This window comes from Nitratireductor sp. ATLC21, from assembly GCF_057196525.1.
This window is the reverse complement of sequence record NZ_JBXUOU010000001.1, coordinates 194922-215161: the sequence shown is the minus strand read 5'-3', so window position 1 is coordinate 215161 and position 20240 is coordinate 194922. Positions and strand designations below refer to the sequence as shown.

At 60.8% G+C, this 20240-nt stretch carries 22 protein-coding genes; 14 read left to right on the top strand and 8 right to left on the bottom strand.

What is annotated here, in order from left to right; translation table 11 throughout:
• Nucleotides 1-13 precede the first annotated feature (13 nt).
• Both argE and doeA read right to left on the bottom strand, forming a co-directional pair.
• Nucleotides 14-1177, bottom strand: a complete 1164-nt coding sequence (gene argE, locus AC2CHD_RS01055; RefSeq protein ID WP_484552281.1) for an acetylornithine deacetylase — start codon at nucleotides 1175-1177, stop codon at nucleotides 14-16.
• A gap of 3 nt (nucleotides 1178-1180) precedes the next feature.
• Nucleotides 1181-2365 carry an ectoine hydrolase DoeA gene (gene doeA, locus AC2CHD_RS01050; RefSeq protein ID WP_484552280.1) on the bottom strand — a complete coding sequence of 395 codons (1185 nt, stop codon included), beginning with the start codon at nucleotides 2363-2365 and terminating at the stop codon, nucleotides 1181-1183.
• Nucleotides 2366-2588: 223 nt separating this feature from the next.
• Here doeA and eutB point away from each other — a divergent pair, with 223 nt between their 5' ends.
• From eutB to maiA, 7 genes are all read left to right on the top strand, one after another.
• Nucleotides 2589-3611, top strand: a complete 1023-nt coding sequence (gene eutB / locus AC2CHD_RS01045) for a hydroxyectoine utilization dehydratase EutB (RefSeq protein ID WP_484552279.1) — start codon at nucleotides 2589-2591, stop codon at nucleotides 3609-3611.
• The gene (locus AC2CHD_RS01040; protein ID WP_484552278.1) at nucleotides 3601-4593 is read left to right on the top strand and encodes a cyclodeaminase; all 993 of its coding nucleotides are present in this window, start codon (nucleotides 3601-3603) and stop codon (nucleotides 4591-4593) included. Before eutB ends, AC2CHD_RS01040 begins: the two co-directional genes overlap by 11 nt.
• Nucleotides 4594-4595: 2 nt before the next feature.
• Complete coding sequence (locus AC2CHD_RS01035; protein ID WP_484552277.1) at nucleotides 4596-5096, top strand: Lrp/AsnC family transcriptional regulator; 501 nt, start codon at nucleotides 4596-4598, stop codon at nucleotides 5094-5096.
• A gap of 127 nt (nucleotides 5097-5223) precedes the next feature.
• Nucleotides 5224-6708, top strand: a complete 1485-nt coding sequence (locus AC2CHD_RS01030; protein WP_484552276.1) for an NAD-dependent succinate-semialdehyde dehydrogenase — start codon at nucleotides 5224-5226, stop codon at nucleotides 6706-6708.
• Nucleotides 6709-6755: 47 nt separating this feature from the next.
• Nucleotides 6756-8129: an aminotransferase gene (locus tag AC2CHD_RS01025; RefSeq protein ID WP_484553181.1), complete on the top strand. Its 1374-nt coding sequence runs from the start codon at nucleotides 6756-6758 to the stop codon at nucleotides 8127-8129.
• A 118-nt stretch (nucleotides 8130-8247) separates the two neighbouring features.
• Nucleotides 8248-8943: a fumarylacetoacetate hydrolase family protein gene (locus AC2CHD_RS01020; protein WP_484552275.1), complete on the top strand. Its 696-nt coding sequence runs from the start codon at nucleotides 8248-8250 to the stop codon at nucleotides 8941-8943.
• A 1-nt stretch (nucleotide 8944) separates the two neighbouring features.
• The gene (gene maiA, locus AC2CHD_RS01015; RefSeq protein WP_484552274.1) at nucleotides 8945-9595 is read left to right on the top strand and encodes a maleylacetoacetate isomerase; all 651 of its coding nucleotides are present in this window, start codon (nucleotides 8945-8947) and stop codon (nucleotides 9593-9595) included.
• 5 nt (nucleotides 9596-9600) lie between these two features.
• On the opposite strand, the gene AC2CHD_RS01010 is transcribed toward maiA, so the two are convergent.
• Nucleotides 9601-10065 carry a MaoC family dehydratase gene (locus AC2CHD_RS01010; RefSeq protein ID WP_484552273.1) on the bottom strand — a complete coding sequence of 155 codons (465 nt, stop codon included), beginning with the start codon at nucleotides 10063-10065 and terminating at the stop codon, nucleotides 9601-9603.
• Between the two features lie 273 nt (nucleotides 10066-10338).
• Between AC2CHD_RS01010 and rirA the strand changes: the two genes are divergently transcribed.
• Entirely contained in the window at nucleotides 10339-10800 is a 462-nt protein-coding gene (gene rirA / locus AC2CHD_RS01005) for an iron-responsive transcriptional regulator RirA (RefSeq protein ID WP_229447018.1), read from the top strand.
• A 37-nt stretch (nucleotides 10801-10837) separates the two neighbouring features.
• Here the strand turns inward: rirA and AC2CHD_RS01000 are convergent, their stop codons facing one another.
• From AC2CHD_RS01000 to hemP, 5 genes are all read right to left on the bottom strand, one after another.
• Nucleotides 10838-11650, bottom strand: a complete 813-nt coding sequence (locus AC2CHD_RS01000) for a heme ABC transporter ATP-binding protein (protein ID WP_229447019.1) — start codon at nucleotides 11648-11650, stop codon at nucleotides 10838-10840.
• A complete protein-coding gene (locus tag AC2CHD_RS00995; protein ID WP_484552272.1) occupies nucleotides 11650-12750 on the bottom strand; it encodes a FecCD family ABC transporter permease in 1101 nt (366 codons plus the stop codon). The genes AC2CHD_RS01000 and AC2CHD_RS00995 overlap by 1 nt, the downstream gene beginning before the upstream one ends.
• Nucleotide 12751: 1 nt before the next feature.
• Nucleotides 12752-13669 (bottom strand): heme/hemin ABC transporter substrate-binding protein, encoded by a 918-nt coding sequence (locus tag AC2CHD_RS00990; RefSeq protein WP_484552271.1) that lies wholly within the window; start codon nucleotides 13667-13669, stop codon nucleotides 12752-12754.
• Nucleotides 13670-13775: 106 nt separating this feature from the next.
• Nucleotides 13776-14834 carry a hemin-degrading factor gene (locus AC2CHD_RS00985; RefSeq protein ID WP_484552270.1) on the bottom strand — a complete coding sequence of 353 codons (1059 nt, stop codon included), beginning with the start codon at nucleotides 14832-14834 and terminating at the stop codon, nucleotides 13776-13778.
• 9 nt (nucleotides 14835-14843) lie between these two features.
• Complete coding sequence (gene hemP / locus AC2CHD_RS00980) at nucleotides 14844-15044, bottom strand: hemin uptake protein HemP (protein ID WP_007006809.1); 201 nt, start codon at nucleotides 15042-15044, stop codon at nucleotides 14844-14846.
• Nucleotides 15045-15254: 210 nt separating this feature from the next.
• Here hemP and AC2CHD_RS00975 point away from each other — a divergent pair, with 210 nt between their 5' ends.
• The 6 genes from AC2CHD_RS00975 to AC2CHD_RS00950 are packed head-to-tail and all read left to right on the top strand — an operon-like array spanning nucleotide 15255 to nucleotide 20222.
• Entirely contained in the window at nucleotides 15255-17321 is a 2067-nt protein-coding gene (locus tag AC2CHD_RS00975; RefSeq protein WP_484552269.1) for a TonB-dependent receptor domain-containing protein, read from the top strand.
• A gap of 1 nt (nucleotide 17322) precedes the next feature.
• Nucleotides 17323-17784, top strand: a complete 462-nt coding sequence (locus AC2CHD_RS00970; RefSeq protein ID WP_229447024.1) for a hypothetical protein — start codon at nucleotides 17323-17325, stop codon at nucleotides 17782-17784.
• Between the two features lie 33 nt (nucleotides 17785-17817).
• Nucleotides 17818-18525, top strand: coding sequence for a MotA/TolQ/ExbB proton channel family protein (locus AC2CHD_RS00965; RefSeq protein ID WP_484552268.1), 708 nt, complete (start codon nucleotides 17818-17820; stop codon nucleotides 18523-18525).
• Complete coding sequence (locus tag AC2CHD_RS00960; protein WP_229447026.1) at nucleotides 18515-18904, top strand: ExbD/TolR family protein; 390 nt, start codon at nucleotides 18515-18517, stop codon at nucleotides 18902-18904. The genes AC2CHD_RS00965 and AC2CHD_RS00960 overlap by 11 nt, the downstream gene beginning before the upstream one ends.
• A gap of 5 nt (nucleotides 18905-18909) precedes the next feature.
• Nucleotides 18910-19320: an ExbD/TolR family protein gene (locus AC2CHD_RS00955; protein ID WP_484552267.1), complete on the top strand. Its 411-nt coding sequence runs from the start codon at nucleotides 18910-18912 to the stop codon at nucleotides 19318-19320.
• A complete protein-coding gene (locus AC2CHD_RS00950; RefSeq protein WP_484552266.1) occupies nucleotides 19317-20222 on the top strand; it encodes an energy transducer TonB in 906 nt (301 codons plus the stop codon). Before AC2CHD_RS00955 ends, AC2CHD_RS00950 begins: the two co-directional genes overlap by 4 nt.
• Nucleotides 20223-20240: the final 18 nt, after the last annotated feature.

Sequence of the window (20240 nt, the reverse complement as noted above, 5' to 3'; positions counted from 1 at the left end):
CGCTCCATCGCCCTCAGCTCACCTTTCTGCCCAGCCGTTCAAGCATGCCAAGGCATTCTTCGAGCTGTTCCAGAGAAACGAACTCATCTGCCTTGTGGGCCTGCTCGATGGAACCCGGCCCGCAGATGACGGAGGAAATTCCGGCTTTCTGGAAGAGCCCCGCCTCCGTGCCGAACGCCACCACTTCCGCCTCGGTGAGACCGGTAAGCTCCGAAACGATCTGCCGCGCCTCCGATTCGGTTACCGGCTCCAGCCCGTCCACCTCACCGATCACATGGGTGACGATGTCAGCGCCCTCAAAAACCGCCTTCATGACTGGCTTCAGCTCGGATTCGACAAACGCGCGGATACGGTCTTTCACAAAATCCGCATCCTCATTGCGCACCGGGCGCATTTCCCATTCCACGGAACAGTGGTCGGCAATCACGTTGCGGGCCGCACCACCCGAGATCGTGCCGACCTGAAGCGTCGTCCAGGGCGGATCGAACCGGTTGCCCTTCGGCGCGCGCGTCTTCAGCTCTTTGGCCAGCGCCATGAGCCGCGTGATGTAGCGCACGGCATATTCAACCGCATTGACGCCGCGTTCGGGAGAAGAGGCATGGCCGGCCAGCCCGCGAAACTCCGTCGTGTATTCAAAGCAGCCCTTGTGACCCTCGATGATGCGCATCATGGTCGGCTCGCCAATGATGGCGACGGAGGGCCGGAGTTCGGTCCGCTCCAGTTCCTCCACCAGTGCGCGCGCGCCAAAACACCCCACCTCCTCGTCATAGGTGAAGGCGAAATGCAGTGGCCGTTTCAGGTCCAGCTCGGCAAAGTGCGGCGCCATGGCGAGCGTGCAGGCGATGAACCCCTTCATGTCGCAGGTGCCACGCCCATAAAGCCTTCCATCCGCCTCGCGCAGGGCGAAAGGATCGCTCGCCCAGTCCTGCCCCTCCACCGGCACCACGTCGGAATGGCCCGAAAGCACGATGCCGCCATCCCCCTCCGGCCCGAGCGTGGCAAACAGGTTTGCCTTGTGCCCGCTCTCGTCCAGCGTCATTGAAAGCCTTGCACCGAGCGCGCTCAAAAGCTCGCTTGCATAGGCGATCATTTCCAGATTGCTGTCCGCCGAAATGGTGGGAAACCCCACCAGATCGGACAGGATGCGCGTCGTGTTTTCCAGCGTTTCGGATCGCATGGATCAGTTCTTCACGATCAGTTCGCGCGGGCGGCGGCACAGCGCCTCGGCTGGCCCGTCTTCGGTGATCAGGATGCTTTCGGTGATTTCCAGCCCCCAGTCGGCCATCCACAGGCCCGGCATGAAATGGAAGGTCATACCCGCCTCCAGAATTGTCTCGTCCTCACGGCGCAGCGATATGGTACGTTCGCCCCAGTCCGGCGGATATGAAATGCCGATCGGATAACCGCAGCGCCCGTCCCGCGTTATGCCGGCCCGCTCCAGCGCGCCATAGAGCGCATCGGCGATCTGGCCTGCGCGATTGCCCGGTCGTGCGATCTCAAGCCCGGCCTCGATGCCTTCCACCAGCGCCTTTTCCGCATCCAGCATGTGCTGCGGCGGCGTGCCGAGAAACACGGTGCGGCAGAGCGGAGCGTGATAGCGGCGATAGCAGCCGGCGATCTCAAAGAAGGTTGCATGCCCCTGCTCAAAGCGGCGCCCGTCCCAGGTCAGATGCGGTGCAGCCGCGTCCGAGCCGGTCGGTAGGAGAGGCACGATAGCCGGATATTCGCCCCAGTCGTCATCCACACCGCGTATGGCGTCCGCATAGATCTCGGCCACCAGATCGTTCTTCTTCAGGCCCGGCTCGATGCGCTCGACAATACCGTCGATCATCTTTTCGGAGATCCGCGCCGCCCGGCGCATGAAGACGATCTCCTCTTCGGATTTCACGGCGCGCTGCCAATTCACCAGCGCCGTCGCATCGACAAAGGTCGCGTTGGGCAGTTCTTCCTTCAGAACCAGATAAGCCTTGGCGGAAAAATAATAGTTCTCCAGCTCCACGCCGATCCGCTTGTTGCCAAAGCCATGGGCACGCAGAATTTCGGCCAGATGCTGCATCGGATGCAGCGTGTTGGCCTGCACATAGTGGTCGGGATAGCGCAGCACCCGGTCGTCATCCATATAGACGGTGCGCACGGCGCCGTTCCCGTCCATCGACCGGCCCCACCAGAGCGGGTCGGCATCCTTGAAGACGATCACGCCCTGATGGACATAGAACGACCATCCGTCATAGCCGGTCAGCCAGGCCATGTTGGAAGGGTCCTCCACGAACAGAACGTCGATACCCTTCGCCTCCATGGCGTTGCGGGTCTTTTCGAGGCGAGCGGCATATTCCTGCGCGCTGAAGGGCATTTCGGTTGCTGGCATGGTTCCTCCAAAAAGCGAAAGACCGGACGCTTGTGCACCCGGCGAAACCGTACACCGGAAAGGCAATTCGCAACCTTGTGTACAACTATTCCATGATCACATTTTCGAACCGGTGAATCGCAGGAAAACGACATCGAATGTCGCTAGTCCTATTCCCGAGCCAACGATGTTGTGTACAAATCAGCACCATCATGCTGCCTCGCAGACAATCCGGGAGATTTTCATGAGCCACAGGGCTACGCTTGCGCTGGCAGACATTCTGGCTGCGCGTCGCCGCATTGCCGGTATTGCGACACGCGATACCCCTCTCCCGCCGGCGCCCTTTCTCAGCCGTCTTACGGGTGATGACGTCCTCCTCAAGCTCGAAATCGGACAGGCAAGCGGCGCCTTCAAGCTGCGCGGTGCCGCCAATGCGGTCCTCACCCTGCCGGATGACGCCACCGGCGTCACCTGCTGCTCCACCGGCAATCATGGCCGCGCCGTCGCCTATGCAGCGCGCGCGCGTGGCCTGAGCGCCGTCATCTGCATGTCGAAGCTGGTGCCGGAGGCGAAAATCGCCGGCATCAGGACGCTTGGTGCCGAGGCCCGCATCATTGGCGAAAGCCAGGATGAAGCGCAGGTCGAAAGCCGCCGCCTCGCCGATGAAGAGGGTTTTTGCGAAATCTCGCCCTTCGACGATCTGGCCGTCATCGCCGGTCAGGGCACGATCGGGCTTGAGCTTCTGGAGCAGCGCCCGGATCTTCAAACCGTGCTCATACCGCTGTCGGGCGGCGGGCTCGCCGGCGGCATCGCGTTCGCGCTGAAGACGATCAAACCCTCCATCCGTGTCATCGGCATCACCATGGAGCGGGGTGCGGCCATGCACGCCTCGCTTGCCGCTGGAATGCCGGTCGCTGTCACCGAGGTGACGAGCCTGGCCGATTCGCTCGGCGGCGGGATCGGGCTTGAAAACCGACATTCCTTCGACCTTTGCCGCAAACACCTCGATGATGTCGTTCTCGTCACCGAGGAAGAAATCTATCGCGCCATGCAGGCGCATTATTTCGAAGACCGGCTTGTGTGCGAAGGGGCGAGTGCCGTCGGTGCCGCCGCCCTCATGGCCGGCAAGGTCTCCGGAAGAATCGGCCCCACCGCCACGCTTATCACCGGGCGCAATGTCGACATGCAGGTCTTCACCGACATTGTCTGTGGCCGCGATGTCGCTCTCGGCGACACGATCATCAAGGGAGCGCCCCATGCCGCATGACATTCTCGTCCTGACCGAAGCCGATCTGCGCAAAGCCATCCGCCTCGACCTTGAAGCCATCGACGTGGTGGAAGAAGCCTTCCGCGCGCTCGCCTCGGGCTCTGTCATCATGCCCCCCATTCTCTCCATGGACATTCCGCAGGTTCATGGCGAGGTCGACGTGAAGACGGCCTATATTCCCGGTTTCGACGGCTTCGCAATCAAGGTCAGCCCCGGCTTCTTCGACAATCCGAAGATCGGCCTGCCGAGCCTCAATGGCCTGATGATCCTGTTTTCCGCAAAAACCGGCCTCGTGGAGGCGCTTTTGCTCGACAACGGATTTCTCACCGATGTGCGCACGGCTGCCGCCGGCGCGGTCGCAGCCCGCCATCTGGCTCCGTCCAAAATCGAGACCGCCGGCGTCATGGGAACCGGCGTTCAGGCCCGCCTGCAAATGATCGCCGCGCATCAGGTGCGCCCCTTCTCCCGCCTTCTTGTCTGGGGGCGCGATGCGGAAAAGGCAATAGCCTGCGCTGCGTATCTGGCCGAAACCCTCGGCATCGACGCAAAAGCCGAGACGGACCCGGCACGCCTCACCGCCGAAAGCCAGCTTGTCGTCACCACCACGCCGGCCCGAGAACCTGTTCTCAAGGCCGATTGGCTGCATCCCGGCCTCCACATCACCGCCATGGGCTCCGATCAGGAGGGCAAGAACGAGATCGAGCCGACGGCTCTCGCCCGCGCCGATCTCTACGTGTCCGACCGGGTGAGCCAGTGCGAAAAACTCGGTGAACTGGCAGCCGCCATCCGGGCCGGCGTATGGCATGGCGGTACGCCATCCGAACTCGGAGAAATCGTTTCCGGCGGCAGAACCGGCCGCACCGGCGATAACCAGATCACCATATGCGATCTCACCGGAACGGGCGCGCAGGACACGGCCATCGCCACTTTTGCGCGCGTCCGGGCCTTGACAGCGGGGGCCGGGACGACGATCCAGAGCTGACCATGCTCAAGCTCGACGATCGCGATCTCAAAATTCTGGGTATCCTTCAAAGGGAAGGCCGCATCTCCAAGGCGGCGCTGGCCGAACGCGTGAACCTCACGCCCGCCCCCTGCTGGGAACGGCTGAAACGCCTTGAAAAGGCGGGGATCATTACCGGCTACCGTGCAGAAGTGGCGCTTGCGAAACTCGCTCCGCACATCGCCGTCTTCATGGCTGCTGAGCTTGCCGGCCACCGAGCGGAAGACTTTCAGCGATTCGAGCGCAGCGTGCAGGACATCGATGAAATCACCGGCTGCTGGGCTGTTGGCGGCGGGTTCGACTATATCCTGCAGATCATCGCCCGTGACATCGACACCTATCAGCGGCTGGTCGACCGGCTTCTTGAAATGAATGTGGGTCTTGCGCGCTATTTCACCTACATCGTCACCAAGCCGGTGAAACAGCCGGGCGCGTTCCCACTCGGCGTTCTGGTGAACACCGACGAGGCCACGCAGAAGGAATAGCGGGCGCGGGCTGCGAAGTTCAGAAGAAACTTTGGCGCGCCCTGCCAGGATCGTCAGAAAATTTGGCGCCTCAGGCGGCATGATTCCAGTCGAACCGAACACTGGAAATCCGCTTGGGAGAAAGCCGATGTCCGCATTTGCCGCCCTTCAGAAAACCGCCCTGTCCGACCTCGCCGATCCGCGTCTTTTCCGCGAATACGCCTATGCGAACGGTCACTGGATCGCAGCCCCCGGCGACCCGGTCGTGGATGTCTTCAACCCGGCCGATGGCGCACGGCTGGGCTGCGTTCCCGCTCTCACCGCCGAGCAGGTCGATGAGACCATCGAAGCAGCTCACGCGGCATTTCCCGCCTGGGCGGCCCTCCTGCCGCAGGAGCGCGCGCAGATCCTGATGCGCTGGTACGATTTGATCGTCGCCGCCAAGGAGGACCTCGCCCATCTGATGGTTCTGGAACAGGGCAAACCCCTGTCGGAAGCGCGTGGCGAGATCGATTACGCCGCCTCTTTCGTTTCCTTCTACGCTGAAGAAGCCAAGCGCGTTTCGGTCGAAAGCGTCGCCTCGCACCTGCCTGGCGCGGACATGCAGGTTTCGCGTGAGCCTGTGGGCGTCGCGGCCCTCGTCACGCCGTGGAACTTCCCCTCCGCCATGCTCACTCGCAAGGCGGCAGCCGCCCTTGCCGCCGGCTGCACCGTAGTGTCCCACCCGTCATCCGAGACGCCGTTCTCCGCACTCGCCCTTGCAGAACTCGCCGAGCGCGCCGGCGTGCCGGCAGGCGTCTTCAACGTGCTCACCGGCAAGGCAGCCGAAGTGGTCGGCGCGATGACCGCCTCAAAGCATGTGCGCGCCCTTTCCTTCACCGGTTCCACAGAGATCGGTCGGCTCCTCTATGAGCAGTCCGCACCCACCGTCAAACGCCTTGTCATGGAACTTGGCGGCCATGCGCCCTTCATCGCCTTTGCCGATTGCGATCTGGACCATGCGGTCGAGAGCGCCATTTCAGCAAAGTTCGCCACTTCCGGGCAGGACTGCCTTGCCGCCAACCGCTTCTATATCGAGCGCTCCATCTACGACGCCTTCGTCGCCGCATTCGCCCGCAAGGTCGAGGAACTGACGGTCGGGAACGGCCTCACCGATCCCGATATCGGCCCGCTCATCCATGAGCGCGCAGTCGCGAAGCAGAAAGAACAGGTCGCCGATGCGCTTGAAAAAGGCGCGCGTCTGGTAACAGGCGGAAAAGTGTCGCGGCACGGCCCCACCTTTTTCGAGCCCACAGTTCTGGCCGATGTGCCCGAAACGGCCCTCATCTTCCGCGAGGAAACGTTTGGGCCGATTGCCGCCTTCACCCCCTTCGATGACGAAGCGGACGTGCTGGCGAAGGCAAACGACACCGAAACCGGCCTTGCCGCCTATCTGCACACGCAGGATCCCGGCCGCATCGCCCGCCTTTCGCGCGGTCTCGAGTTCGGCATGGTCGCGGTCAACCGCACCAAGATCACCGGCGCGCCCATCCCCTTTGGCGGGGTCAAGCAGGCCGGGCTTGAGCGCGAGGGCTCCCGCCACGGGCTGGAAGCCTTCACCAACATCAAATATGTCTGCCGCGACATCGGTTGAGCGGCGCTGAAAGACACAAAATTCAAGACGAACAGGAGAGCGACATGCTGTTGAAGAACGACCAACTCGACCAGTGGGACCGCGAGGCCTTCTTCCATCCCTCGACCCATCTGGCCCAGCATGCGCGCGGCGAAAGCCCCAACCGCATCGTGACCGGCGGCAACGGCGTCTATATCGAGGACCGTGACGGCAACAAGCTGCTCGACGCCTTTGCCGGCCTCTATTGCGTCAATGTCGGCTATGGCCGCACCGAAATTGCAGACGCCATCGCCGAGCAGGCGAAGGAACTTGCCTATTACCACGCCTATGTGGGCCACGGCACGGAAGCCTCCATCAAGCTTGCCAGGATGATTGTCGACCGTGCGCCGGAAAACATGTCCAAGGTCTATTTCGGCCTCGGCGGCTCCGATGCCAACGAAACCAACGTCAAGCTGATCTGGTACTACAACAACATTCTCGGCCGCCCCGAGAAGAAGAAGATCATCTCGCGCTGGCGCGGCTATCACGGCTCCGGCCTGATGACCGGTTCGCTGACCGGCCTTGAGCTGTTCCACAAGAAGTTCGATCTGCCGCTTGCCCAGGTGGTCCACACCGAAGCGCCCTATTACTACCGCCGCACGGACCTCGCCATGAGCGAGGAGCAGTTCACCGCCCATTGCGTGGCCGAACTTGAAGCGCTGATCGAGCGTGAGGGCGCGGACACCATCGCAGCCTTCATCGGCGAGCCCGTGCTCGGCACGGGCGGCATCGTGCCGCCGCCGGCCGGATACTGGGCCGCGATCCAGAAAGTGCTGCGCAAACACGACATCCTGCTCGTGGCCGACGAGGTGGTGACCGGCTTTGGACGCCTCGGCTCCATGTTCGGCTCCATCCATTACGACATGGAACCCGACCTCATCACCATCGCCAAGGGCCTCACCTCAGCCTATGCGCCGCTTTCCGGCTCCATCGTCGGCAAGAAGATGTGGGAGGTGCTTGAGCGCGGCACGGACGAATACGGCCCGATCGGGCATGGCTGGACCTATTCGGCCCACCCGATCGGCGCGGCTGCCGGCATCGCCAATCTCGAACTGGTCGACAAGCTCAGCCTCGTCAAGAATGCCGGCGAGACGGGCGCTTACTTCGTCAACGCCATGCGTGACGCCATCGGCGACCACGCCCATGTCGGCGAAGTGCGCGGCGAAGGCATGCTGTGTGCCGTCGAGTTCGTGAAGGAGCGTGAGAACCGCCAGTTCTTCGACGCTTCCGAGAAGATCGGCCCGCAGATGGCCGCAGCCCTTCTCGAACAGGGCGTCATCGGCCGCGCCATGCCGCAGGGCGACATTCTGGGCTTTGCGCCCCCGCTCTGCCTGACGCGCGAAGAAGCAGACACGATTGTCGATGCGACCGCCAAGGCCGTGAAGAGCGTCTTCAAGGGCTGATCTCAAACTTTCGGCGCTTCGGGTCCCTGCCCCGGAGCGCCGGTTCGCGCTCTTGCCGGGCTTGCCCCGGAGCGCCAATTAAGCCATCTCTTTCTCCGCAGTCATCTGGGAGAATTTCATGGCCGATTTCGTCTTTCCGCCCGCCAGCCAGCCCTCCGTCGCCGTAGCCGGCGAAGAAGCGCGCTTTCCCGTGCGGCGCATCTTCTGCGTCGGGCGCAACTATGCCGCCCACGCGCGCGAAATGGGCCATGATTCGGACCGCGAGCCGCCATTCTTCTTCACCAAACCCGCTGACGCCGTGATCGATACCGACACGGTGATCCCTTATCCCAGCCTGACCAAAGATCTTCACCACGAAATCGAGATGGTCGTCGCCATCGGCAAGGGCGGCAGCAACATCGACCCGGCCCATGCGCTCGACCACGTCTATGGTTATGCGGTCGGGCTCGACCTCACGCGGCGCGATCTTCAGGGAGAAGCGAAGAAGAAGGGCCGCCCTTGGGACTGGGGCAAGGCGTTCGACCGCTCGTCACCCTGTGGCCCTATCGTGCCTGTTGCCGAGACCGGTCACCCGTCTGAGGGCCGCGTCTGGCTCGCCGTCAATGGCGAAATCCGCCAGGAAGGCGATCTGGACGAGCTGATCTGGCCGGTGGCTGACGTGATCGCCCTGTGCAGCCAGGCTATGGAGCTGAAGGCCGGCGATCTGATCTACACCGGAACGCCTGCCGGCGTCGGCGCGCTCCAGCCGGGCGATCAGGTGGAAGGCGGCGTCGACGGCATCGGCGAGATCGCCATCACCATCGGCGAGGCCTGAGATGAACGAGATCGTCCTGCACAATTATTTCCGCTCCTCCACCTCTTACCGGGTGCGAATAGCCCTCGCCATGAAAGGCATCGACTATCGCTATGCCGCGCATCACCTGCGCCATGGCGAGCATCGCGGCGAGGCTTATCTGTCGGTCAATCCGCAGGGCCTCGTACCGGCGCTGGTGTGGAGCGACGGTACGATGATCGCGCAGTCCATGGCGATCATGGAGTTTCTGGACGAGACGGTGCCCGAGCCCCCGCTCCTGCCCGCCGATGCGCATGGGCGCGCTCGGGTTCGCATGCTCTCCCAGATGATCGCCTGTGAAATCCATCCGGTGAACAATCTGCGCATTCTGAACGCGCTCAAAGAGCGTTACGGCGCAGACGACGCCGAAGTCGGCGCATGGTTCCGCCACTGGGTGAACGCCACGTTCGAACCGCTTGAAAAGATGCTCGCCGAGAGCCCTGAGACCGGCACCTTCTGCCATGGCGAAACGCCCGGCATGGCCGACATCTGCCTCGTCGCACAGGTGGCGAACAACAAGCGCTTCGACGTCGACATGACGCCCTATCCCGTCATTCAGCGCATCAACGAGGCCTGTATGGAACTGGAGCCGTTCAGGAAGGCCGCGCCGATCAACCAGCCCGACGCGGAATAGACCGCTCAGGCGACCTTGTCGTCGAGAATCAGCATGATGATCGTTTCAGCGGCAAGTGCGGGCGTTTCCTCGCCCTCGATTTCCAACTCGCCGTGATGGCGGATGAGAAGCCGGCCCGGCGCCTTTTCCTCGATGCCCTTCAGCGTGCTGCGCAGCCGCACGCGGCTGCCGGCCTTGACCGGCGCCAGAAAGCGCAGCCGGTCGAGCCCGTAATTGATGATCGTGCCCAGATGCACGGGCCAGGCGCCACAATCATAAGACAGGCTCGATAAGAGCGACAGCGTGAGGAAGCCATGCGCCACCGGCTTGCCAAACGGGCTTTCGCGCTCCGTGCGCTCGCGATCCACATGGATCCACTGGTGGTCATTGGTGCAGTCGGCGAAACGGTCGATCATTGACTGATCCACGACCACCCAGTCGGAAACGGTGGGCCCTCCTCCGATCTCCGCTTCCAACACATGCGCGTTCATGGGCGCCGCCTTTCTGAAATCATTGGTTCACCAGTGCCGACGGTCGCTGGAAAGAACTCCTACTCTGGCTTCACTGTCGACCGCTTCCAGCGATTGCTCCAAATATTGTGCATTGCAATACGAATGACAAGTCAGCCGCTCGCACACCTGATGTCGCGGTTTGAGCCGCGATCACTATAAAGTTGATTAATTTGATCAGATTTCACCAGACTCACTCTGGAATTATTCTAAACAATAAGCCATATTGCGGGAACGATATGTGAAAGGACTGTTATGCGCCTAACGCGACAAACTAATTATGCGATCCGGATTTTGATGTATTGCGCCGCCAATGAAGGCCGGCTTAGCCGCATCTCCGACATCGCGGAAGCATACTCCCTCTCCGACCTTTTCCTGTTCAAGATCCTGCAGCCGCTCGTTGAACATGGTTTCGTCGAAACCGTTCGCGGGCGCCATGGCGGTGTTCGTCTGGCAAAACCCGCCGAGGAAATAACACTGTTCGATGTTGTGCGCGTCACCGAGGACAATTTCGCCATGGCGGAATGCTTTGAGAATGACGACGCAGAGTGCCCGCTGGTCGAAAGCTGCGGCCTGAATGAAGCGCTGCGCAAGGCGTTGAACGCCTTCTTCGAAGTGCTGGCCGGCTACACGATCAGCGATCTCGCAGTGGCCAGACCGGATATGCGATTACGTCTTGGCCTCGATGATTTACCCGAGCGCGCTGCCGCACGCTGATTCCGCAAAGGCTCTCTTCGACAGCGTCGATTCTTCCTCAAAATGAGGATTTGACTGAAATTTGGGCGGATTGCGGCAGCACATAGGGACGATTCTCGGCAGGCGGAACACCCACCTGAATTCGACACTCAAACACATCGGATACAAGCTCGTCGTTGAACACCTCATTCGGCGTACCGGAAGCGACAAGCCTTCCACGGTGCATCATAGCCACCTGATCGGCAAAGCGCGCAGTGAGATTGAGATCGTGCAGAACCGCAAGCACACCACCACCAGAAGCCGCGAATGTCTGGGCGATGTTCATGATGATGAGTTGATGTTTGATGTCGAGACTTGAAACCGGCTCATCGAGCAAAAGATAACGCGGTCGGCCGTCGAGCACCGGCAGCCACACCTGGCAGAGGACACGCGCGAGCTGAACACGCTGCTGTTCACCGCCAGAAAGCTCCTGATAAAACCGGCCGGCAAACCCTGAAAGATCCACACGTTCGAGCGCCTTTTCCGGCAGTCGCTTCTCTTCCGCCGGGGTTGCCCCGGAACGGCCGCCCAGAAGGCCGAGTTTGACCACCTCCCGCACCGTATAGGGAAAGGAGAGCGAACTTGCCTGAGGCAGCACGGCCCGATGCGCGGCAGCCTGCCATGGCGGCATATACCGCAAGGTCTCGCCGTTGACCTTCACGTCACCTTCAAACGGCAGATCACCGGAAACCGCTTTCAGGAAGGTGGTCTTGCCCGAGCCATTCGGGCCAACAATGGCCGTAACGGTTCCCGGTTTAACCGACAAGCAAACTTTATGCAGAACCTGATTACGGCCGAGCCGGACCGAAAGATTATCGATATCGATCGCCATCACAGATCCAGAAGCCCCCTCTGGCGCAGCAATATCCATAGAAAGAATGGCGCACCGAGCGTTGCGGTGACAATGCCGATTGGCAGTTCGGCAGGAGCCACAACCATGCGGCTTGTGGCGTCGGAAACGAGAAGAAGGCAGGCTCCCAGAAGCGCTGAGGCCGGCAACAGGTAGCGGTGTTCAGGTCCAATGGTCAGGCGCAGGAGATGCGGCACGACAATCCCGACAAACCCGATCCCGCCGGCCACTGCGACGGATGCACCTGTGGCCGCCGCCACTGTCAGAATGGCGCAATTCTTCACCCGCTGGACGCGCACGCCAAGATGGTTCGCCGTCGCCTCGCCCAACACCATGGCGTCGAGGCCACGCGCCAGAAACGGCGCAGCGGCCAGGGCTGCAAGAATGATCGGCCCAGCCGCCCAGATTTTAGCCCAGCTTGCACCTGCCAACGAGCCAAGCCCCCAGAATGTCAGGTCCCGCAATTCCTGATCGTCAGCGGCATAGACGAGAATGCCCGACAAGGCGCCAGCCAAAGCGCCAAGCGCGATACCCGCCAAAAGCATTGTGGCAATCGAGGTCTGACCACGCCGCGTTGCTACCCGGTAAAGAAGCAGCGTGGATACAATCCCGCCGAAGAAGGCGGCCAGCGGCAGCGCATATATGCCAAATATGCCAATCACCGGTTCCAGCACCGTGTTGCCAAGAACGATAACGGTTATTGCGCCGAGCCCTGCGCCAGGGCCCACACCGACAATGCCCGGGTCGGCCAACGGGTTACGAAACAGCCCCTGCATGACAGCGCCGGACACGGCCAGCGACGCGCCGATGAGACTTCCCAGAACGACACGCGGCAGACGGATATCCCATATCACCACGCGGTCGCGTAGCGGGAGGCTATCCGTCCCGCCACCAAGCCATCCAGAAAACACGCTCCAGAACGATGTATCGGACGCGCCCGAACCAAGGCTTGTGAGAAACAGGAGCAGATAAAGCAGGACAAGCCCCAGTATGATCGCGCGCGCACGGGCCGAGCGGTCCCCATCAGCCTCGGCCCGCCACCGCCAGCCGGACACGGATGCGACATTGTCACGTAAGGCCATTTCAGTCGGTTACCGTTTCCGTTTCCTGCAAGGCGTGAGCAAGGTCTCGCACCGCTTGTGCTGTGCGCGGACCAAAACCCAGCAGGTAGGACCCGTCCATTCGAATGAGTGCCCCACCCTCGCCGGCCGGCGTGCTGGCAATGGCCGGGTGAGAAAGAACATCCTCAGACGTAAGATGATCCGCACCGCCTCGAGCCATCATCAGGACCGCATCGGGTGCAGCCGAAATCACCGCTTCGGCTGAAACCTGGCGATAGCCGGAGAACCCATCCATGGCGTTTTCGGCTCCGGCCATGTTTATGATCCCGTCAGCAGCGGTGTTCTTGCCAGCAACCATGACCCGGCCACCCTGCATGCTAAGGACGAAAAGCACACGCTTTCCATCGGTTTGCTTACGCGCTTCCTTTTGGGCGGCATCGAGATCCGCCTCCACCTGAAGAGCGAGCTTTTCTGCCTTCGCTTCCGCGTTTAATGCGGCTCCAACCACGCGGATCTTACGCAGGATCGCCTCACGATCATAGCCCTCCGGCACCGTAACGACCGGGATACGCGATGCCTTGAGCGTATCCATCGTCTCGATGGGACCGCTTCCTTCCATCGCCAGAATTGCGCTTGGCCCGACAGAGAGCACCCCCTCGGGCGACAGTGCGCGCATATAACCAATGTCAGGCAATTGTTCCGCCTGTGGCGGATATGTGCTCGTTGTATCACGGGCAACAAGCCTGTCTCCTTCGCCAAGACCGTAGATGATCTCGGTGATGGCTCCACCGATCGACACCAGTCTGGAGGCGTCGGGGAACGGTTGAATGGCCTCCTGCGCAGCGACGGAGCCACACCCGACCCCCACGGAGGCAACCAACCCCATAAACAATCGCGCCATCCCTCTGCGCGTCATCGATCCGAACGCTTCGCGCGTCATCCGACAATCTCCCTCAATCCTTGGACATCGCCCGGCGCGCGGACGATCCAGAGATCTGTTTTCTTTGCACTGGAGCGCCGCTCAGCGCTTCCTTCCGATGAGATCGTCAGGCCACCTGGCGGCTTTCCAGCCTCGGCAAGCCCTCGACCATGGAACGCCAGTCAGCACGTTCTGCATGCCCCTCCAGTCGCTCTCCGAAGAACTGGGCGATCAACTGACCTCCGGCACCATAAGCCTCCATGGACGTGACGTGGCCATCCTTGGTTGGCTTGCGCACAGCCCACAATTCCTTCACGTGGTCAGTTCGCAGATGGAGATTGAAGCCCGGATCCAGAATGTTGATCCACGGCCCCATCGGCTTCACCGTCTCGATGGCGCCGGTGTGGATCTGGATGCATCCGCTGCTGCCGACGAAGCACATGATCGGCACCGTCTCGCGGACCGCCTGGTGCAACATCTGTGTCAGTGCATCCTCCTGCAATCGCCAGGCGTAGTCCTCACCGATCAGGTGGACGGCCTGATGGCGCGTCAGCTTCAGCTTGCGCAGAATATTGAAGAGCTGATGCACGTCCGTCATCGCACTCCAGCGCTCGCGTAGGACATTCGCCGCCGGCAGTTCGTCTGTGGCGATTTCCTCGTCGGCCTTCTCGCTCTGGAGATCGAGCGGAGCCTGCTGGTCGGGATGAAGGAGATCCTCGACGAGCTTCTGATATGCATAAAGATTCGATTTTGGCCTCAAATGCACCTTGTGCACGGCATCACCGGCCTCGTCGAAAAACTGCAGGCTGCGCCGGACATCATCGCCATCGCGCTTTTCCACCGCAAAGCCAAATGACCAGCGAGAGGGAAAGATTCGCAAATCGATATCGCGCCCCAGCACAAGCGCGTGCTGCGCAGCCACCGTAATTTTTTCGTAGACCCCGACCTTTTCATGGACGGCGCTTTCATTGCGGGTCAGGGCCATGACCTCACCCACGGCTTCAAGCGCCGGAAGAAGATCAGCGACGCGCGGCTCGATGCGGGTCACGCCATGCCCCACAAATGCGGCGAGCAATTCTGCTTCCGAAATGCCAAGCATTGCCGCCAGGTCGCGCTCGCGCATTTTTGGGTTTTCGTCACGGGCGCGCCTGATGGCTTCAGGCGCGCGTGCTGTATGAACATTCATTCCGCAAACCTATTTGTTGAGAATCAGCTTTCCCTGACGGGTGATCTTCAGGCGATAATAAGCGCCATGATGCTCAATCCCGATTTCGCGACGCCCTCCGAAGAGATCCGTGCTTGAAATCGTTCGATCAGGCGTAACGCCACCTTGCCTGACAGCCAGATGCTGTATGTCTGCCTGTCCGCGCGGGTCGATCGACAAATAGGTCTTCATTGGAAAGAACCTCCATTTTCAGGTCACTGGCTTGGGCTCACATCGACAGCATGTTTTCTGTCATTCGCTTTCTTGACTTTTATTATCATATTTTATAGCCACCGCAATACCGGAGTGAAATTATCAAGATAAATTTCCTAGCCGGATAATCGTCGGCAAGCCAGCGCCAGCCGGCCAATAGCTGTGTTTGATTGCTGGAGAATTTGGGGTATGCGGAACTACACGCGACACACGACCTTTGGTTTGCTGTGCGGAACCTCGATGGCGACATTGGCGCTATCGATGACCGCGATGGCGCAGGAAGCGCCAATCGTAATGTCGGAGCCTTCAGGCGACGTCACACTTCTCGACCGTATCACGGTGGTGAGTCGGACCGGCGAGAGCGCGCTCGAAACAATGGCCTCGGTAAGCCAGATCAGCGGCGAGGAACTGGAGCGCCGCATGGCGACGAATGCCAATGACATCTTTTTCGGCGTCCCGGGGATCAAGGTCTACTCGGATGGTCGCCCGGCGGTTAGCAACATCAACATTCGTGGGCTTCAGGATGCCGGCCGCGTCTCCGTGATCATCGACGGCGCACGTCAGAATTTCCATAAGGCGGGGCATGACGTGTCGCGCATGTTCTGGCTCGATCCGCTGCTCGTAGAACAGGTGGATGTCATTCGTGGCCCCAGTGCCAACACATTCGGATCGGGCGCAATTGGCGGCGTCGTGTATTTTGAGACCAAGAAGCCCGATGATTTCCTGCGGGATGACGAGAATTACGCCCTGTCGCTGACGGGCCGCTACGAATCGAACGGCTCGGGCTGGACCACCAGCGCGATCGGCGCCTATCGCTTCAACGACGCGGCCTCCATTCTCGGCAATATCGTCTGGCGCGACTATGGCGACTACAAGGATGGCGATGGCACGCGCGTCGACAATTCAAGCTTTGATGTGCTGAGTGGTCACCTGAAGGGTACCGTCAGACCGACCGAGAATAGCGAGCTGACCCTGGGCTGGACCGGATCTCGCGATGAATGGTCTTCGACCGAGACACGTGACTACCAACTCGACAGCGACACATTCACAGGAGAATTCAAGATCTCCGACGCCGAAGAAAAGTGGTTGAACCTCAACGTCAAGGCCGCCGTAAACAATATAGATCTGACCCAGACGGATACGGGTTCGCGCCCCGGCACCTCCGGCTACGACCTGCGAACCACCAGTTTCGACATCTGGAACACGTCCCGGTTCGACACGGGAATGATTGCCCATGAACTGACCGTCGGTGGCGATTGGGTCTATGACGATTTTGCCTCCAGCGCAGCTTCCGGGGGATCGGACAGTTACAACCCCACCGGCACTCGACGCGTATGGGGCGCCTACGTCCAGGACAAGCTTTCCTATGATTGGTTGGAGGTTGTCGCTGGTGTGCGATACGATTCCTACGAGCTCGAAGCTTCGGAAAAGAGTTCAGGTGATCGTTTCTCACCTCGGCTCAGCGTGGGCGTTTCTCCCTTCAACGAAGGGCTCCTGTCCGGCCTTCAGATTTATGGTTCCTACTCGGAAGGTTATCGGGCGCCCAACACGTCGGAAGCCTATATCACCGGTGGGCATTCGTTCCCCGGTTTCAGCTTCGCGTTTCTGCCAAATCCCGATCTGAGACCCGAAACCGGCAAGACCTGGGAAGCTGGACTGAACTATAAGGCAGACGGCCTCTTCAATGCCGAGGACACGCTGCGAATCAAGGCAGCGTATTTCCACAATGATATCGACGACTACATCACAATTCCCACCTTTCCAGCGATTCCGGGCAGTGAATGCGCCAGTCTCGGGCACACGATGTGCGCTCAGTATCAAAACGTCTATGCTGCCGAGATTCAGGGGTTTGAGCTGGAAAGCCGCTACGACGCGGGACGCTACTTTGCAGGCCTTGGGATTTCCATCATTGACGGACACCAGACAGACCGGGACGGCATCAGCTCGGACCTTACGACCATACCTTCAGCCAGCGTGACACTTGATGGCGGGATGCGTTTCCTCGAACGTCGCCTGACACTCGGTGGCGAAGTCGAGTTCAACAAGGCGCCCAGCGGATCGACCTTCGCGGAGGATTACACCCTGGTGAATCTCTACGCCAACTATCAGCCCAACGAAAACCTCCGGTTTGATTTCCGCGTCGACAACCTTTTCGATAAGCGGTACGTGCTGCCGATCGCTGATATCTCCGATGGGATGCATGCACAGCCTGGCCTGACCGTAAAGCTCGGTGCAACCGTGCGTTTTGGAGGATAAGATGCCGTCTCGATTATCGCTTCTGATCTCTGTGCCCATCGTCGCCCGTGTTCTGGCGACGATGGCTGGCACCCTGCTATTGACCTTGCCAGGTGCAGCGCAGGAAACGGCCACCCGTTCGATCAAGCTCGAGCTTAATGCTCTTCAGAAAAGCGACAAGGGCTGCCGCATCGCATTCGTGGTCGAGAATGCGATGGGCAAGGATATTGCCAAGGCAGCCTATGAGATTGCCCTTTTCACCAAGGAAGGGCTCGTTGACCGGCTTCTGGTCCTCGATTTTCAGGACCTGCCCAATGAGAAAACCAAGGTGCGCCGTTTCGATCTCGCTGAAGCCGATTGCGACGAGATCGGTCGCGTTCTCATCAACGATGCCTCGGCCTGCGAAGGCGATGGAATCGAGCCTGGAGACTGTATCGGGCGGCTGGAAGCCACCAGCCGCGGCTCAGTCACTTTCGGCAAGTAAACTCCAGAAATCAAACCCGACAGGAATGCCACAATGTTCGACGGCGTCATTTCTTCCATAGGTTCCTTTCTTCAGCTCGGGGGCCCGGTCGTTGCAATCCTGCTTGTGCTGTCGGTCTTCGCCGTGGCTCTGATCCTTCTGAAATTCATGCAGTTTCAACGCGAACGGGTCGGACGGCACGGGCGTTCCAATCGCGCGCTCCATGCCTGGTTTCATCATAATCAGGCGGACGCGCGTGCCATGCTTGCCAATCCCCGCTCACCACTTGAGGAAACCCTTGCGACCACCATGCGGCTTGCTGCTGCGAAGGCTGACAAGGGCGCGATCGAAGACGAAGTCAGCCGTCTGGCGCTTGGTCGTCTGCATGATCTGCAACGGGGGTTTCGCGCGCTGGACGCCATTGCCCAGGTCGCACCGCTTCTGGGTCTGTTCGGCACGGTTCTGGGTATGATCGAAGCCTTTCAGAAACTTCAGGAGGCTGGGAACTCGGTGGATCCGTCGCTGCTGGCGGGAGGCATCTGGGTGGCACTCTTGACCACGGCCTGCGGCTTGGCCGTCGCCATGCCCGTTTCGCTTCTTCTTACCTGGTTCGAGACCCGCATCGAGAACGAGCGTGTTGCCATAGAAACCATGACGGCAACCGTTCTGTCCCACGCCTCAATCGAGAAAGCGGAAGAACAGGCAATGTCTTCGGAGTCCGGCGCGCCACGGCTTGTGACAGGTGAGAGCTATGCGCATTGACGCGGCTGCAGTCAGAAGGAGGAAGCCCCTGTCGCTCACATCGCTGATCGATGTGATTTTCCTCCTGCTGCTCTTCTTCATGCTGACCTCGACCTTCACCCGCTTTGCCAGGGTCGAGATTTCCGGTGGACCGGCTTCCACCTCCGCCGGCGGCAAGCCGCCGGACGTACTGATCCGCATTGATGATCCGGCTGGTTGGCGCATCAACGGTCAGGCTCTGACCGAAGAAGCGGCTATCGCCGAGCTCGCGCGCCTGAAGGACGCCGGCGCAGAGACCGCCGTTCTCCTGGTGCGCGGCGAGCTTACATCCCAACAGCTCGTTGAGGCGGTGGAGGCCATTCGCCGCAACACCGAACTCAACCTTTCCGTCGCGAGGTAACTCCCATGCTCCGCCTTGCCCGTCCCACGCAGTCCCGCCAAAGGGAAAGCACCATCGCCCTGATCAACATCGTCTTCCTGATGCTGATCTTCTTCCTCGTTGCCGGCACGCTGACCCCGCCACTCGACAATGATGTCAGTCTGATCTCCACCATCGAGGCCAATCCGTCGGAACCGCCCAATGCGCTGTTCGTCACCGAAGAGGGCGAGATGCGTCTGCGCGGGTCGGCAACAGATGCGCAGGGTTTCATGCTCGCGCGGGCAGAGACCCTTGGTGAAGACGCTGCGAAGCAGCTCGAAATCAAGGTTGCAGCCGACCGTGACCTGCCGGCCGCCAAGCTCGTTGATATCGTCGGTGCCCTCAAAGCCGCCGGAGCAAGCAAGATCAGCATCATCACGGAACGTGTGGCAGAATGACCAGACGGGCTTTGAAATGGGCTGCGGCGCTGGCCGTCTCGTTAAGCCTGCATGCTGGGGCTGCCGCCTATGTGATGCAGCGATCGACGCATGTGGAAATCGCCGGCGGCGGCACCACGGAGATTGCGATCGCTGGCAATGCCTTCGCCGACATGGTCGCCGCCGGTGAGACCACCGAGGAAGTCCTGCCGGAAACGCACCCGGAGACAGAGCCGGTTCAGCCCGAAAAGGCAAGCGAGGTGGTTCCGGATGCGACGGTCGAAACCGTCGTCGACCAGGCATCACCCGAGGTCGTGGAAGCCGAGCAACCCGTTGTTGAAGCAACAGAGGTCGATGCGGCGGAAACTGTTGAACCGGTTGAGAACGCGCAGGTCGTTGCAGCTTTGTCGGAAGCACCGATCCCCACGCCACGCCCTGCCTACACACCGCCTCCGAAACCAAAGGTCGAGAGGAAGCAGCCACCCAAAGCCAGAACGGCACCGCCCAAAAAGCGTAGCGCCGGCTCGAAGGGGCGCGACACTCAGGATGCGCGCCGCGGAACAGCGTCGGGAAAGCAGAACACTGGTAAGGCTTCCAAGGGACGACAGGTGGCGCGTGCTTCGCAGAGCGGCAATGCGCGTGTCTCCAACTATCCTGGGAAGGTGGTCTCGAAGCTGCGCCGTTCCCTGCGCTATCCCAGCGAGGCAAAACGCCAGCGACTGAAGGGTGAGGTGCGTGTGCGCTTCACCGTGGCGCAGAATGGCTCGGTGAGCGGCATTCGCATCGTCCGCAGTTCCGGCTCGAGCATCCTTGATCAGGCCGCCCTCGACACGGTGCGTCGCGCAGCCCCCTTCCCCCGGATACCGAATGAAGCGGGCCGCTCAAGCTGGGGCTTCACTGTGCCTTTGGCGTTTCGCCGTTGATCCCACAGGGGGCCGCGC